The organism is Mesonia oceanica (assembly GCF_902499555.1).
In the GTDB taxonomy this organism is placed as follows: Bacteria; Bacteroidota; Bacteroidia; order Flavobacteriales; family Flavobacteriaceae; genus Mesonia; species Mesonia oceanica.
In genome coordinates this window covers 16400-31516 of record NZ_CABVMM010000003.1, presented here as the reverse complement: position 1 = coordinate 31516, position 15117 = coordinate 16400, and the positions used below count along the sequence as shown (strand labels likewise).

The 15117-nt window shown below is 37.9% G+C and carries 13 protein-coding genes; 8 read left to right on the top strand and 5 right to left on the bottom strand.

Annotated features, from left to right (window positions below):
* Positions 1 to 216 precede the first annotated feature (216 nt).
* The 4 genes from FVB9532_RS03990 to FVB9532_RS03975 all read left to right on the top strand — a co-directional run bounded on the left by FVB9532_RS03990 (position 217) and on the right by FVB9532_RS03975 (position 4917).
* Complete coding sequence (locus FVB9532_RS03990) at positions 217 to 1794, top strand: glycerol-3-phosphate dehydrogenase/oxidase (protein WP_150543915.1); 1578 nt, start codon at positions 217 to 219, stop codon at positions 1792 to 1794.
* Between the two features lie 87 nt (positions 1795 to 1881).
* A complete protein-coding gene (gene glpK, locus FVB9532_RS03985) occupies positions 1882 to 3390 on the top strand; it encodes a glycerol kinase GlpK (RefSeq protein ID WP_150543914.1) in 1509 nt (502 codons plus the stop codon).
* A gap of 3 nt (positions 3391 to 3393) precedes the next feature.
* The gene (locus tag FVB9532_RS03980; RefSeq protein ID WP_150543913.1) at positions 3394 to 4134 is read left to right on the top strand and encodes an MIP/aquaporin family protein; all 741 of its coding nucleotides are present in this window, start codon (positions 3394 to 3396) and stop codon (positions 4132 to 4134) included.
* Positions 4135 to 4140: 6 nt separating this feature from the next.
* Positions 4141 to 4917, top strand: coding sequence for a hypothetical protein (locus FVB9532_RS03975; protein WP_194716479.1), 777 nt, complete (start codon positions 4141 to 4143; stop codon positions 4915 to 4917).
* Between the two features lie 67 nt (positions 4918 to 4984).
* Here FVB9532_RS03975 and FVB9532_RS03970 read toward each other — a convergent pair whose 3' ends face one another.
* On the bottom strand, positions 4985 to 5857 hold the full coding sequence (locus tag FVB9532_RS03970; RefSeq protein ID WP_150543912.1) for an oxidoreductase: 873 nt from the start codon (positions 5855 to 5857) through the stop codon (positions 4985 to 4987).
* 120 nt (positions 5858 to 5977) lie between these two features.
* Here FVB9532_RS03970 and FVB9532_RS03965 point away from each other — a divergent pair, with 120 nt between their 5' ends.
* Positions 5978 to 7033 (top strand): NAD(P)-dependent alcohol dehydrogenase, encoded by a 1056-nt coding sequence (locus FVB9532_RS03965; RefSeq protein WP_150543911.1) that lies wholly within the window; start codon positions 5978 to 5980, stop codon positions 7031 to 7033.
* Between the two features lie 64 nt (positions 7034 to 7097).
* Here the strand turns inward: FVB9532_RS03965 and FVB9532_RS03960 are convergent, their stop codons facing one another.
* From FVB9532_RS03960 to FVB9532_RS03945, 4 genes are all read right to left on the bottom strand, one after another.
* A complete protein-coding gene (locus FVB9532_RS03960; RefSeq protein WP_150543910.1) occupies positions 7098 to 8312 on the bottom strand; it encodes an Nramp family divalent metal transporter in 1215 nt (404 codons plus the stop codon).
* Positions 8313 to 8621: 309 nt separating this feature from the next.
* On the bottom strand, positions 8622 to 9914 hold the full coding sequence (locus tag FVB9532_RS03955) for an aminopeptidase P family protein (protein WP_150543909.1): 1293 nt from the start codon (positions 9912 to 9914) through the stop codon (positions 8622 to 8624).
* 83 nt (positions 9915 to 9997) lie between these two features.
* Positions 9998 to 10288 carry a chaperone modulator CbpM gene (locus FVB9532_RS03950; RefSeq protein ID WP_150543908.1) on the bottom strand — a complete coding sequence of 97 codons (291 nt, stop codon included), beginning with the start codon at positions 10286 to 10288 and terminating at the stop codon, positions 9998 to 10000.
* Positions 10285 to 11205: a DnaJ C-terminal domain-containing protein gene (locus FVB9532_RS03945; RefSeq protein WP_150543907.1), complete on the bottom strand. Its 921-nt coding sequence runs from the start codon at positions 11203 to 11205 to the stop codon at positions 10285 to 10287. Before FVB9532_RS03945 ends, FVB9532_RS03950 begins: the two co-directional genes overlap by 4 nt.
* Positions 11206 to 11529: 324 nt before the next feature.
* On the opposite strand from FVB9532_RS03945, the gene FVB9532_RS03940 reads away from it, so the two are divergent.
* The 3 genes from FVB9532_RS03940 (at position 11530) to FVB9532_RS03930 (ending at position 15032) form a co-directional block, all read left to right on the top strand.
* Complete coding sequence (locus FVB9532_RS03940) at positions 11530 to 12192, top strand: succinate dehydrogenase cytochrome b subunit (RefSeq protein ID WP_150543906.1); 663 nt, start codon at positions 11530 to 11532, stop codon at positions 12190 to 12192.
* A 14-nt stretch (positions 12193 to 12206) separates the two neighbouring features.
* Positions 12207 to 14210, top strand: coding sequence for a fumarate reductase/succinate dehydrogenase flavoprotein subunit (locus tag FVB9532_RS03935; protein ID WP_150543905.1), 2004 nt, complete (start codon positions 12207 to 12209; stop codon positions 14208 to 14210).
* Positions 14211 to 14285: 75 nt separating this feature from the next.
* Entirely contained in the window at positions 14286 to 15032 is a 747-nt protein-coding gene (locus FVB9532_RS03930; RefSeq protein ID WP_150543904.1) for a succinate dehydrogenase/fumarate reductase iron-sulfur subunit, read from the top strand.
* Positions 15033 to 15117 lie beyond the last annotated feature (85 nt).

Genomic DNA, 15117 nt, shown 5'->3' with positions numbered 1-15117 from the left:
TTCAATTTATAAAGGCAAATATAAAAATAGAACTTCAATTTAGGTACTACTTCCGATCTCTTAAATAAATTCAATTCATTTAAAATGAAATATTCTGAAACAAATAAACTTTCATTTTTGTTCAAAATTGCAATTTTCACAATATTTTAGCTTCTTTTTCTTTCGTTTTGTGATATTTTTATTATTTTTGAGTTGCATTCGTAATTTAACAAAAAGATGAGCAACCAAAATATATATTCTAGAGAAGCTATTCTAAACAAAATAAACCCCAATGAAGAATGGGATGTAATCATTATAGGAGGCGGAGCAACAGGTCTAGGCACCGCGTTAGATAGCGTCACCCGCGGATATAAAACCCTATTGCTGGAAATGGCAGATTATGCCAAAGGAACTTCCAGCAGAAGTACAAAGCTTGTACATGGAGGAGTACGATATTTAGCGCAAGGTAATATTGATTTAGTAAAAGAGGCGCTTCACGAAAGAGGCTTACTGGCTAAAAACGCACCTCATCTAGTTAAAAATCAAAGTTTTATTATCCCCAACTATAAGTGGTGGGAAGGAATGTATTATACCATTGGTTTAAAAGTTTATGATTTCTTAGCCGGAAAATTAAGCTTAGGAAAATCCAAACACATTAAAACGAAAGAAACCGTAAGTAGACTCTCTACATTAAAACAAGAAAAATTAAAAGGCGGAGTAGTTTACAAAGATGGGCAATTTGATGATTCCCGGCTCGCGATTAATGTAGCCCAATCTTGTATTGAAGAAGGAGCTACCTTACTTAACTATTTTAAAGTAAACGGTCTTGAAAAAGATGAAAAAGGAAATATTTCAGGAGTTAAAGCAACAGATACCGAAACCAACATCGATTACACCTTTAAAGGGAAATCAGTAGTTAACGCTACCGGAATCTTCACCGATGAAATTATACAAATGGATAACCCTGAAGCCCGTAAAATGGTGAGACCAAGTCAAGGGGTGCATTTGGTGTTCGATAAATCTTTTCTTCCAGGAGACGATGCAATTATGATCCCCAAAACCGATGATGGCCGGGTGCTTTTTGCTGTTCCGTGGCACGATAAAGTAATTGTGGGTACCACCGATACGATGTTAGATGAACATAGTTTAGAACCCCAAGCCCAAGAACAAGAAATAGAATTCATCTTAAAAACCTTCAATAAATATATTGAAAAACAAGCCACAAGAGACGATGTACTAAGTATCTATGCCGGTTTAAGACCATTGGCTGCACCAAAAGATAATTCAGAAAAAAGTAAAGAAATCTCTAGAAGTCATAAAATTATTGTTTCCAAAACCGGATTGGTTACCATTACCGGTGGAAAGTGGACCACCTTTAGAAGAATGGCGCAAGACACCATCAATAAAATTATTAACATCGGTAAACTCCCTAAGAAAGAATGTAAAACAGCAAACTTTGCTTTACACGGGGCAGAACCCATGACCAATCTTGACAACCATCTTTACATCTATGGAAGTGACAAAGAAAAAATAGAAAGTTTAATGCAGAAAGAACCCCATCTTGCTGAAAAATTAAACCCTCGTTTACCCTTTACCAAAGCAGAAGTGATATGGGCAGTAAGACACGAAATGGCAAGAACTATTGATGATGTTTTATCGAGAAGGGTTAGAGCATTGTTCTTAAATGCAAAAGCCGCCATAGAAAGTGCTCCCATAGTTGCTGAAATTCTTGCCCAAGAGCTTGATAAAGATGAAAATTGGAAAAAAAACCAACTAGAAGCATTTAACAAAATGGCCAAACACTATACGATTTAACCAACTTATAATTCTAATAAATAAAACCTAAAACTGATCTCTTAGCTCGAGCATTCAGAGAGCAGTTTTACCTAAATCTTAAATTTTATGGATAAATATATTCTTGCGATAGACCAAGGAACTACAAGTTCTAGAGCTATCTTATTTAACAAAAAAGGCGAAATCTACTCTGTAGCGCAAAAAGAATTTACGCAATATTTCCCAAAACCCGGATGGGTAGAACACGATCCGGCAGAAATTTGGGCAACCCAAGCGGGAGTTGCAGCAGAAGCTACCACCAAAAAGGGTTTAAATGGAAAAAACCTTGAAGCTATCGGCATTACGAATCAACGCGAAACCGTTGTAGTTTGGGATAAAAATACCGGTAAAGCTATTTATAACGCCATCGTTTGGCAAGACAAAAGAACAGCAAAATATTGTACCGAGCTGAAAGAAAGCGGCAAAGCCAAGATGATTCAAGAAAAAACCGGATTGGTAATCGACTCCTATTTTTCCGGTACAAAAGTAAAATGGATATTAGATAATGTAGAAGGAGCACGCGAAAAAGCAGAAGCAGGAGATCTTTTACTAGGAACCATAGATACTTGGTTAATTTGGAACTTCACCAAAGGTGAACTTCATGTAACCGATGTTACCAATGCCTCTAGAACATTATTGTTCAACATCAACACAATGGATTGGGACGATGAGCTTTTAGAGCTTTTCGATATCCCTAAAAGTATGCTACCGGAGGTCAAAGATTCCAGTGAAGTCTATGGACATACCAAAACTACCATCTTTGCATCTAAAGTACCTATTGCCGGTATTGCCGGAGACCAAATGGCTGCACTTTTCGGACAAATGTGTACCAAAAAAGGAATGGTAAAAAGTACCTATGGTACAGGTTGCTTTATGCTAATGAATATTGGTGATAAACCTATTATCTCCAAGAACAACTTACTTACTTCCGTAGCTTGGAGAATTAATGGTAAAACCGAATACTGCTTAGAAGGTAGTATTTTTATTGGCGGAGCTGTCGTACAATGGCTACGTGATGGGCTAGGAATTATTAATAAATCTTCACAAGTAGAAAATTTAGCCAGTTCAGTAGAAAGTTCAGAAGGGGTTTATTTTATTCCCGCTTTTGCAGGTCTTGGTGCTCCTTATTGGAACCAAGATGCCAAAGGAACAATTTTCGGAATTACCAGAGGAACTACAGATGCACATATCGCTAGAGCTTCTTTAGAAGCAATTGCTTACCAAACCATGGACATCTTAAAATCTATGAAAGCAGATTCTAAAATTGACATTAAAGAGCTTCGGGTAGACGGAGGTGCTTCTGTAAACGATATGCTGATGCAATTTCAATCGGATGTTTTAAACACTACTACCATTAGGCCCAAAGTCACCGAAACCACTGCATTAGGAGCAGCTTATTTAGCAGGTTTAGCAGTTGGGTATTGGAAAGACACCGATGAAATTCAAGCCACTTGGGAAGAAGACGTGAAATTTCAGCCTACCCAAGACCAAGACCATGTAAAACAAGAAATAAAAGGTTGGTATCGAGCTATTGAAGCTTTACAACATTGGAGCAATAACACCATAGAAAACGAATAAGACATGACACCATTTATAGCAGAAATTATAGGAACAGCTTTATTAATTTTATTAGGTGGTGGCGTAGTGGCCAATGTCAATTTAAACAAAACCATAGGTCAAGGTAGCGATTGGATTGTAATTACCACAGGTTGGGCTCTCGCTGTTTTTGCAGGTGTGGTCGTGGCCGGACCTTACAGTGGCGCTCATCTTAATCCGGCAGTAACCATTGGCTTAGCCGTAGGTGGTTTATTTCCTTGGGAAGATGCACCTACCTATATCGCCGGAGAATTTATAGGAGCCATGTTGGGAGCATCTTTGGTTTATCTAATGTATAAAGATCATTTTGACGCCACCGAAGATGGCGGAGCCAAACGAGCGGTATTTTGTACCGCTCCGGTAATCCCCAACACTTTTAGAAATATAATAAGTGAAGTTTTAGGAACCTTTGTACTTATTATCTGCGTGTTCTACTTTGCAGAAGCTTCTTTTGAAACCGAAGTAGGAACCACCACAAAAGTAGGCTTAGGAGCCATAGGTGCCATTCCCGTTTCATTTATTGTTTGGGCCATTGGGCTTTCATTGGGAGGAACCACCGGTTATGCCATTAATCCCGCACGTGATTTAGGACCTCGAATCGTTCATGCAATCTTACCTATAAAAGGGAAAATTGATAGCGGTTGGAGTTATGCTTGGATTCCTGTGGTAGCTCCAATTATCGGAGCCGTTTTAGCCGCAGTATTATTTTTAACCTTAGGTAAATAAAAACTCATGAAATCATTAAAATATATATTTTTTTTCTTCGGGATCTTCCTCATTCAATCGGTATTCTCGCAAGATCAAGACAATATTATCGAAGAGCGAAACGAAGAGAAGAAGGAAGACGAAGAAAAACTGTTTCATTTTAACCTACAAGTGAAAAACATGCATTTATGGAGAGGTTATCACGTTTCTGATTCTCCAGTAACAGCAGCAGACATTAACTACACTTCAAAAAACGGTTTCTTTAAAGCCGGACTTTGGGGAGGCAGATCTTTTAATGGAGAATATACCGAATACGATTATTATGTAAGTTTTATGCATAAAGGCTTTACACTGGCCATTTGGGATATTAATAACAATAGTGATTATCCAGATGTTGGTTTTTTCAATTACGATAGAGCAGAAACCTCACACTTTATTGATGTAAGTTTGGCCTATCAGTTTCAAAAAATCCCACTGAAAGTCTCTTGGGCAACTATCGTACAAGGTAGAGACACTTATGTAGACGATAATGGCGAATTAAAAAATGCATTTACAAATTATGTAGAAGCGAGTTACATTTTTTTAGATAAAGAAAACTGGTCGCTTGCCGGCTTTGTAGGTGGAGCATTTTCTTTCTTAAGCGAGGCTAACTTTTATGGCGATCATTCCAACATCAATAATGTGGGGGTGATATATAATCGAAATTTAGAAATTTTAGACTATACATTACCTGTTTCGGCAACCGCCTCTTGGAATCCGTTACAGGAATACGGTGCAATTCAAGTTGCTGTTAACCTTTTTTAAGTTTGTGTGAGTAAGGAGGTTATTTAATTTGAACGAGAAAAGCCGGCTATTTGCCGGCTTTTCGTTTTTATAGATAGTTGTAACCACATAGTTCTTCCGAAACCTTCCAAAGGCGTTCTGCTTTCTTCTTATCTTTTGAAATGGAACTAGAACCGACCACTTTTGGTTTTCCTGAATATTCCTGAAACCCTGAAGGCCCTAGATATTCCCCTCCGGATAAACTTTTATCTAAAGCCGCTTTAATTTGAGGTTGTGCTCCACTTTTAGCAGATTGCGTAAACGGATAAACAAAAGGAGTTAGTAATTTCATCACGCCTGTTAAATGCCGAAATAAATTAGTTCTGGAAAGTCCGGGATGTGCTGCGACAGACTTTATAGAAAGCTGATGTGCTTTTAACCTTCTGTCTAATTCATAAGCAAACATGAGACAAGCTAATTTACTTTGCCCGTAAGCTTTTTGCTTATCGTATTTTTTTTCAAATTGAAGGTCCTCAAAATAAATATCACCCCATTGATGTGCCAAACTACTTAAGCTTACTATTCGAGCACCATTTACAGACTTTTTTAACTGCTCTAAGAGTAAACCCGTAAGTAGAAAATGACCTAAATAATTAATTCCGAATTGCAATTCAAAACCATCTTCTGTAGTTCCATATGGTGGAATCATCAACCCTGCATTATTCACTAAAATAGCTAACTGCTCATATTGGGCTTTAAATGCTTTCGCAAAATCCCGCACCGAATCAAGACTTGCCAAATCCAATTGTAAAATTCTCAGTTGAGCATTGGGGTACTCTTTTAAAATTTCAGTTTTTGCCTCTTCTGCTTTGCTTAAATCTCTACACGCCATCACCACCTCCATACTTTCTTTTACAAAAGCTTTCGTAGTTTCTAACCCCAAACCGGTATTGGCTCCAGTAACAATCGCTATTTTTTTCATCTAGTAGTTTTTTTAAAAATACTAACCTACATCAATATAGTGCGTTAAAAAAGGTTAAACCATCTTCATAAATTTTTTAAGAAGCCACAAATCCATTAATTTCAAGACAAAATTTATAATATGAGCCAAGTAGAAATAAAAGCATACGGCGCAAAAGCTAATGATGCCGATTTAGAACAATTAGCTATTCAACGTAGAGAAGTTTTACCCAACGATGTAAAAATTGATATTTTGTATTGTGGGGTTTGCCACAGTGATATTCACCAAGTACGAAACGATTGGGGAAACTCCAAATATCCAGTAGTGCCTGGGCACGAAATTATTGGACGTGTAGTAGAAGCCGGAGACAGCGTAAGTAAATTTAAAGAAGGTGATTTAGTAGGCGTAGGCTGTATGGTAGACTCTTGCCAAGAATGTGATTCTTGCAAAGAAGGTTTAGAGCAATATTGTGAAAACGGAATGGTGGGCACGTACAATGGTAAAGATGAGCATTTAGGCGGACATACTTTTGGAGGTTATTCTGAAAGTGTAGTGGTTCGTGAAGAATTTGTACTTAAAGTACCGGAAAATATTGATGCGAAAGGAGCAGCTCCATTATTATGTGCAGGGATTACCACATGGTCTCCACTTCGCCATTGGAAAGTAAAAGAAGGAGATAAAGTTGGCGTCATTGGTTTAGGAGGTTTAGGTCATATGGGCGTAAAGTTTGCTGCTGCTTTAGGAGCAAAAGTAGTGATGATTACCACTTCCCCCGACAAAAGTGAAGATGCTAAAAAATTAGGAGCCCACGAAGTGCTTATTTCAAAAGATAAAGAACAGATGAAAGCGCACGCAGCTTCTTTTGACTTCTTATTGAATACAGTTCCTGTAAAACACGACCTTAACCCTTACCTCAATCTTTTAAAAAGAGATGCCACCATGGTGTTGGTTGGAGCTATTGAGCCACTAGAAGAAATGCACGGGGGATTATTAATAGGAAAAAGAAGAACTGTTGCCGGATCTGTGATTGGCGGAATACCCGAAACTCAAGAAATGTTAGATTTTTGTGGCGAGCACAATATCGTTTCTGATATTGAAATGATTGATATGCAAAACATCAACAAAGCTTTTGAGCGCGTCACCAAATCTGATGTTAAGTACCGTTTTGTTATTGATATGAAGTCGCTGAAAAACTAAACGCTTTATTCATTAAGACTTTTATAAAGCCTAATGTCTTTTAAAGAGGTTAGGCTTTTTTAATTTAAAACACATGTATGCTGAAAGCTGAAAAAATACTTTTCAACCCTAACAGCACACAAATCAAAATCACGATCCCACTCAAAATATTCAACCAAAAATTGTTTTTATGGGTTTTAAGGAGTTCTCGGTCGTTCACTATCCATAATAAAAAAGCAGCAATGACAGGCAGTAAAATTCCATTGGCAACTTGAGAGAATAAAATAAGCTGTGTTGGTCGATAACCCAGAGAAGCAAAAACAAGCCCCAACACCAATACACTTATCCAAATCAATTTAAATTTTTTACTGCTCAAGGTCGAATGCCATCCCAAAATTTCTGCCGTAGCAAAAGCTGCTGCTAGCGGAGCGGTAATTGCTGAAGAAATTCCTGCCGCCAAAAAACCGAATGATACAAAAGATGAAGACCAACTTCCCAGTAAAGGTTTCAACTGAAATGACAAATCGCTAATATCCTGAATTTCTTTTGATTTCCCTTCAAAAGCTACTGCCGAGACTACAAGAATTGCCATAGTGATGATCCCGCCTAAAACTATCGATAAGACAGTATCTAAACGAGCTACTTTTAAAGATTTCGAGTTTTTCCATTTCTCTTTGGCGGTAGAAGCATGCAAGAATAAATTATAAGGAACCACCGTTGTCCCAATAATCCCAACCACTAACAAGGTATTATCTTCAGAAACACTGGGTAAAAACAACCCCCTCAACACCTGCGACCAATCTGGATTTAATATGATAGCAGTAACTAAAAACACAAGCCCCATCACTCCTACTAAGCCTAAAATAGACTTTTCGATAAGCTTGTATTTTCCTGAAAAAAGTAAAAGAAAAGCTAACACTACCACCCCAACAATAAGCGGATTAATACCCGCTACTTCTGAAACTTTAAAACCAAGAACAGCTCCGGTAATATTTCCCGCTTCGTAAGCTGCATTCCCAATTAATATGGCAGAAATCACTAAAACAATCACTGGAATTCGCCAAAAAGAACCTTGGGTCTTCTTGCGAAGCGCCTCCCCAACCCCCAGCTTAGCGATCACTCCAAGCCTTACCGACATTTCTTGAAGAAAAGTGGTAGCAATCACAGAAAATAAAATTGCCCAAAGCAAGGTATATCCTGTTTTTGCACCGGCGATGGTGGCCGTGGTTACCGTTCCCGGACCTATAAAGGCTGCTGCGACCAAAATACCGGGACCCAATTCTTTTAATTTTTTGAGCATCTCACTTGTTTAACGTAAAGTAAAAACATCTACAGAAGTACGTCACCTTGAATTGTCACATTGACTGGAGTCGAAATGTCTTTTCAAAATTCCATACAGATAATCTTGATCAAGATAAACAGCTTTTCAATAAAATTAGAATTTTCATATAAAAAAAGACCTCACAAGTTTTAAAACCTGTGAGGTCTATATAAATTTAAACTAACATCACGCTTGGAAAAACACAACGTGACATTTATCAAATATCAGATGAGATAGCTGAAAGAAGTCCGCCTGCCGGATGTACAGGTTCAGCAAAACAGCATAAACCTAGCTATTCATCAAGTCTTCAATTTCATCAGCTTCAATAGGGATATTACGCATCAGGTTGAAAGGTTCTCCTTTTTCCTGAATCACGACATCATCTTCTAAACGAATCCCGAAGCCTTCCTCTGGTAAATAAACGCCCGGTTCTACGGTAAATACCATATTGGCTTGCATAGGTTCGTGCAACAATCCATAATCGTGGGTATCTAAACCAATGTTATGAGAAGTACCGTGCATAAAGTATTTTTTATAGGCAGGCCAGTCCGGGTTCTCGTTTTGAACGTCGGCTTTATCTAAGATTCCTAAATCTAAAAATGCTGAAGTGGCCATCTTCCCTACTTCCTTGTGATACTCGGCCCAATCGGTTCCCGGCACCAACATCTTCGTTGCATCTTTTTTGATTTGATTAATTTTATTGTAAACTTCTTTCTGACGCTTACTGAACTTTCCGCTCACCGGAATGGTTCTCGACATATCACTGGCGTAATTCGCATACTCAGCTCCCACATCCAATAATATTAATTCGCCTTCTTTACATTGTGCCTTGTTTTCAATATAATGAAGCACATTCGCATTTTGCCCGGAAGCTACAATCGGCGTATAGGCAAACCCTTTAGAACGGTTACGCAAGAATTCGTGCATAAATTCTGCTTCAATTTCATATTCCCAAACGCCAGGTTTTACAAAACTCAAAATTCTTCTGAAGCCTTTTTCGGTGATGTTGCATGCTTGCTGCATCACGTCTAATTCCAGCTGATCTTTTACGGAACGTAAACGCTGTAAAATAGGATTACTTTTGGCTACAGAATGTGCTGGATAATTGTCTCGCAACCACTTATTGAAACGCGCCTCGCGGGTTTCGGTTTCTACATTGGCACGATAATGTTCATTGGTATTGATGTATACGGTTTCACTTTGTGCCATTAATTCATGAAGAATCTTATGAAAATCTTTTAACCAATACACGGTTTTCACCCCAGAGGTTTCCAAGGCTTTCTCTTTAGTAAGCTTTTCCCCTTCCCAAACTGCAATGTGTTCATTGGTTTCGGTCAAGAAAAGGATTTCCTTATGCTTTTCATGGGGAGCATCAGGGAACAACACCAAAATACTTTCTTCTTGATCTACCCCGCTGAGGTAATAAATATTTCGGTCTTGTTGAAAAGGAATGGTACTATCGGCACCAATTGGATAAGTGTCATTAGAATTGAAAACCGCTAAACTATTGGGCTTCATTTGCGCCATAAAGTTTTTGCGGTTTTTTATAAATAAATCTGAATTTATAGGTTGATATCTCATAAATATTGAATTTTTTCAAATTTATGAAAGCCTATTCAAATTCCTTTCCGGAAGTGATAAAACTTTAGAAAGAAAAGTTGAACTTATTCGTATAACGACAATCTATTTTTCAATTTCCGGTTGGTTTCTTGCAATTCTTCTACTTTTTCCAATAAAGTTTCAATAGCTTCTAAACCTTCCAAATTAATATCCAATTCGTAATGCAAGCGTCGCAATTTTTCAAATTTTGGAATAAATCGATAAGGCAAATAATCTTTTTGTTGAATTACTACCAACTCTAAAAATCCACTATCCCGAAGTTGCTCAATAAAATGTTGTTCTACCTTGTAGTAAGTACAAATTTCTGTGATCTCTATATAATCTTCTGACTTCATGAGCTTAATTTTTGAAGTTCTTTAAATAGTTCTTTTTCTTTAGCGGAAAGATTTTTGGGCAATTTCACCTGATAGGTTAAATACAAATCACCAAATTCATTTTCCTTTTTATAGTTAGAAAAACCTTTGCCTTTTAGCTTCACTTGGGCACCGCTTTGTGTTTCTGGTTTTACTTTCAGTTTCACCTTTCCATCAATGGTATCCACGGTGATTTCTCCTCCTAAAATAGCGGTGTACAAATCGATTTCGACAGTTTTATACAAATTGGCTTTTTCACGTTTAAAGGAAGTATTGTTTAAAATATGGAAGGTAATAAACAAATCTCCCTTGGGACCGCCATTAATACCTTCTCCGCCATAACCTTTTATTTTAATGGTTTGTTCATTTTCAACCCCGGCAGGAATCGTGAACCTAATTTTTTTACCATTAACATTGATGACTTGTTTTTGACTTTTATAAACATCGGTTAAGTTTAATTGAAGATTGGCTTGAATATCTTGGCCTTTAAATTGCGCTGTTCTCCCCGTCCCTCTACTTCTGGCCTGTCCACCAAACATTTGCTCAAAAAAGTCTGAAAAAGTATCGTCATCAAAATTCCCGGAATAGTGTTGACCACCGCTAAAGCCTCCAAAGCCGCCGGATTGTCTTGCGCCGGAACTTTGTTGTTGACGGGCTTGCTCATACTGCTCAGCATGTTCCCAATCTTTACCGTACTGGTCGTATTTTTTACGTTTTTCAGGATCGCTGAGCACTTCATTGGCTTCATTGATTTGCTGAAATTTTTTCTGTGCTTCAGGATCATTGGGATGCAAATCGGGATGGTATTTTCTAGCCATTTTGCGATAGGCCTTTTTTATTTCTGCCTCGCTTGCCGATTTGTTAATTCCTAAAAGTTGGTAATAATCTATAAAATCCATTATATAACTGCTATGGTTTGCGCAAGGGATGGAGCGATTTGTTGAAGCTCTTTTTGTTTTGTTTCTCGACTCCGCTCGAAATAACAAAACAAAAAAGCGACTCGCGAGAGCCCGACCCGCAGGGATGCGCCCAAATTACAAGCCTAAAATTATAAAAATAAACGTTTGTTAGCTGTTGGATTGATAATTTTTTTTGAGCTTTCTTTTTACGAAAACGTAATAGCTTATACTAATTCTAAATAAGCAGAAACGATTGTGAAAGTTTGCCAGTAAGTATTTGGAAGCTTATTTTTGTGTGAAAATTTATCTAAATACTCAAAACCAATGGGTGGATTAATAAAATCTTCTGTAGCAAAAAAATTTGCTATGGCTTTATCAGGACTCTTTCTTGTTCTATTTTTAGGTCAACACTTTACCATCAACTTCTCATCTGTAATTTCTCCGGATACATTTAATGAATGGTCCCACTTTATGGGTACCAACATTCTTGTGCAAGCAGTGTTACAACCCGTTCTTATTTTTGGAGTGGTTTTTCATTTTGTAATGGGTATAGTTTTAGAGATACATAATAGAAAAGCAAGAGCTATCAATTATGTAAGCTACAAAGGAAACCGAAATTCCAGTTGGATGTCTAGAAATATGATTTATTCTGGATTAGTGGTATTGGCATTTCTTGGATTGCACTTTTACGATTTTTGGGTACCTGAATTGGTACACAAATACATAGAAGGACATCCTGAAGATGCCGGAAGATATTATGGGGAATTAGTAGAGAAATTCCAAGACCCCATTCGTGTGATTTTATATGTCGTATCATTTATTTTCTTGATGCTACACTTATTGCACGGCTTTTCTTCATCTTTCCAATCTGTTGGTTGGAACAATAAATACGCTAAAGGATTAAGAGGTTTTACAGTAGCTTATGCTATTATAATCCCTTTAGGCTTTATTTTTATAGCTCTTTACCACTATATCAATAACTTATAATACGTAGAAAGATTATGTCAGTTTTAGAATCAAAGATACCAGAAGGGCCGCTTAAAGATAAGTGGACAAAACATAAAAATGATATTAACCTGGTTAATCCAGCTAACAAGCGTAATATAGATGTTATTGTGGTAGGAACCGGTTTAGCAGGAGGTGCTGCAGCAGCAACACTAGCAGAATTGGGTTATAATGTAAAAACATTTTGTTACCAAGATTCTCCTAGACGTGCGCACTCAATTGCCGCGCAGGGAGGGATCAATGCATCAAAAAATTATCAGGGAGATGGTGATTCAGATTACCGTCTTTTTTACGATACTGTAAAAGGAGGTGATTACCGTTCTCGTGAAGCGAACGTTTATCGTCTTGCTGAGGTATCAGGAAATATTATCGACCAATGCGTAGCCCAAGGAGTTCCTTTTGCTCGTGAATATGGCGGGTACTTAGACAACCGTTCTTTTGGAGGTGTATTGGTTTCTAGAACTTTTTATGCCAAAGGGCAAACGGGACAACAGTTGTTACTAGGTGCTTATTCTGCAATGAACCGCCAGATTAACCGTGGTAAAATACAATCGTTTAACCGTCACGAGATGATGGATTTGGTATTGGTTGATGGAAAAGCCCGTGGAATTATCGCCAGAGATATGGTGAGCGGAGAAATTGAAAGACATTCAGCTCACGCCGTGGTTTTAGCTTCCGGAGGTTATGGAAATGTATTTTTCTTATCTACCAACGCGATGGGAAGTAATGTGATGGCTGCTTGGCGAGCACACCGTAGAGGAGCTTATTTTGCCAATCCTTGCTATACGCAAATTCACCCCACCTGTATTCCAGTTTCAGGAGATCATCAGTCTAAATTGACCTTGATGTCGGAGTCTCTTCGTAACGATGGACGTATTTGGGTACCCAAGAAAAAAGAAGATGCGATTGCAATTCGGGAAGGAAAGAAGAAACCTACAGAACTTTCTGAAGATGAAAGAGATTACTACTTAGAAAGAAGGTATCCTGCTTTTGGTAACTTAGTGCCTCGTGATGTGGCTTCCAGAGCTGCAAAAGAGCGTTGTGATGCCGGATTTGGAGTTAATAAAACAGGAGAAGCAGTATTTTTAGATTTTGCTAGCGCAATTAAGCGTTATGGAAAAGAACAAGCTTTCTCTTCTGGACATAAAAATGCTTCTGAAGAAGAAATTATCAAGTTAGGAAAAGAGGTCGTTGAATCTAAATACGGAAACCTTTTCCAGATGTACCAAAAAATTGTAGATCAAAATCCATACGAAACTCCGATGATGATCTATCCGGCGGTACATTATACGATGGGAGGTCTTTGGGTAGATTATAACTTACAAACCACCATTCCGGGTTGTTATGCTGCAGGAGAAGCGAATTTCTCTGATCACGGTGCTAACCGACTTGGAGCTTCTGCCTTAATGCAAGGACTTGCCGATGGTTATTTTGTATTGCCTTACACTATTGGCGATTACCTTTCTCACGATATTAGAACCGGAGCAATTTCTACCGATTCACCAGAATTTGAAGCTGCAGAAAAAGATGTGAAAGAAAGGATTTCAAAATTAATGAGCGCAGCCGGAAAGCATTCTGTAGACTATTACCACAAGAAACTAGGAAAAATCATGTGGAATAAATGTGGTATGGCTAGAAACGAACAAGGTTTAAAAGAAGCCTTAGAAGAAATCAAAGAATTAAGGGCAGATTTTTGGGCAAATGTTAAAGTAACAGGAACTGCCGAGAGCAAGAATGCTGAATTAGAAAAAGCAGGACGAGTAGCAGATTTCTTAGAATTAGGAGAATTATTTGCCAAAGATGCGTTACATAGAAATGAATCTTGTGGAGGTCACTTTAGAGAAGAATACCAAACAGAAGAAGGAGAAGCACTCAGAGACGATGAGAACTTTAGGTATGTAGCTGCTTGGGAATACACCGGTAACCCAATGGATGCTAAACTTCACAAAGAAGAATTGGTCTTCAATAATATTGAATTAAAAACTAGAAGCTATAAATAGATGCCGGTATTGAGCTATGAGCTGTTACAATTTAGCGACTCAGTACTCAATACTCAATACTAAAATCTAAAAGATATGAAACTTACACTTAAAATATGGCGTCAAGAAAACGCTAACGATAAGGGGAAAATGGTTACTTATCCTATTGATGGGATTGAGGGCGATATGTCTTTTCTTGAGATGTTAGACGTTTTAAATGAAGAATTGATTAACAAAGGAGAAGATCCCGTAGAATTTGATCACGACTGTCGTGAAGGAATTTGCGGTGCTTGTTCTTTACAGATAAACGGAGAACCTCATGGTCCCGATAGATTGGTCACTACTTGCCAATTGCACATGCGTTCGTTTAATGATGGTGATACCATTGTAATTGAACCATTTAGAGCAAAAGCTTTCCCGGTAGTTAAAGATTTAATTGTAGATCGAGGGGCTTTTGACCGTATTCAACAAGCAGGTGGGTATGTTTCTGTTAATACTTCTGGTAATACCATAGATGCCAATAGTATTCCTGTAAACAAACATGATGCAGATGAGTCTTTTAATGCCGCTACTTGTATTGGATGCGGAGCTTGTGTAGCTGCTTGTAAAAATGCAAGTGCGATGTTGTTTACCTCAGCAAAAGTTTCACAATACGCTTTACTTCCCCAGGGAAAAATAGAAGCCACAGAACGTGTACAAAATATGGTGCGTCAAATGGACTTAGAAGGCTTCGGAAATTGTAGTAATACCGGTGCTTGCGAAATTGAATGTCCTAAAGGAATTTCTTTAGAGAACATCGCTCGTATGAACCGCGAATACATGAGCGCTACTTCAAAAGGATAAAAAATTTATCTATATAAATTAAAATCCCAAATTCATTGAATTGAGTTTGGGATTTTTTTATGACCTGTTCCCGCTAACAAACCAA

Coding starts and splice junctions, on each gene's coding strand:
- FVB9532_RS03990 (WP_150543915.1), top strand. CDS start 217: ATGAGCAACCAAAATATATATTCTAGAGAAGCTATTCTAAACAAAATA.
- glpK (WP_150543914.1), top strand. CDS start 1,882: ATGGATAAATATATTCTTGCGATAGACCAAGGAACTACAAGTTCTAGA.
- FVB9532_RS03980 (WP_150543913.1), top strand. CDS start 3,394: ATGACACCATTTATAGCAGAAATTATAGGAACAGCTTTATTAATTTTA.
- FVB9532_RS03975 (WP_194716479.1), top strand. CDS start 4,141: ATGAAATCATTAAAATATATATTTTTTTTCTTCGGGATCTTCCTCATT.
- FVB9532_RS03970 (WP_150543912.1), bottom strand. CDS start 5,857: ATGAAAAAAATAGCGATTGTTACTGGAGCCAATACCGGTTTGGGGTTA.
- FVB9532_RS03965 (WP_150543911.1), top strand. CDS start 5,978: ATGAGCCAAGTAGAAATAAAAGCATACGGCGCAAAAGCTAATGATGCC.
- FVB9532_RS03960 (WP_150543910.1), bottom strand. CDS start 8,312: ATGCTCAAAAAATTAAAAGAATTGGGTCCCGGTATTTTGGTCGCAGCA.
- FVB9532_RS03955 (WP_150543909.1), bottom strand. CDS start 9,914: ATGAGATATCAACCTATAAATTCAGATTTATTTATAAAAAACCGCAAA.
- FVB9532_RS03950 (WP_150543908.1), bottom strand. CDS start 10,288: ATGAAGTCAGAAGATTATATAGAGATCACAGAAATTTGTACTTACTAC.
- FVB9532_RS03945 (WP_150543907.1), bottom strand. CDS start 11,205: ATGGATTTTATAGATTATTACCAACTTTTAGGAATTAACAAATCGGCA.
- FVB9532_RS03940 (WP_150543906.1), top strand. CDS start 11,530: ATGGGTGGATTAATAAAATCTTCTGTAGCAAAAAAATTTGCTATGGCT.
- FVB9532_RS03935 (WP_150543905.1), top strand. CDS start 12,207: ATGTCAGTTTTAGAATCAAAGATACCAGAAGGGCCGCTTAAAGATAAG.
- FVB9532_RS03930 (WP_150543904.1), top strand. CDS start 14,286: ATGAAACTTACACTTAAAATATGGCGTCAAGAAAACGCTAACGATAAG.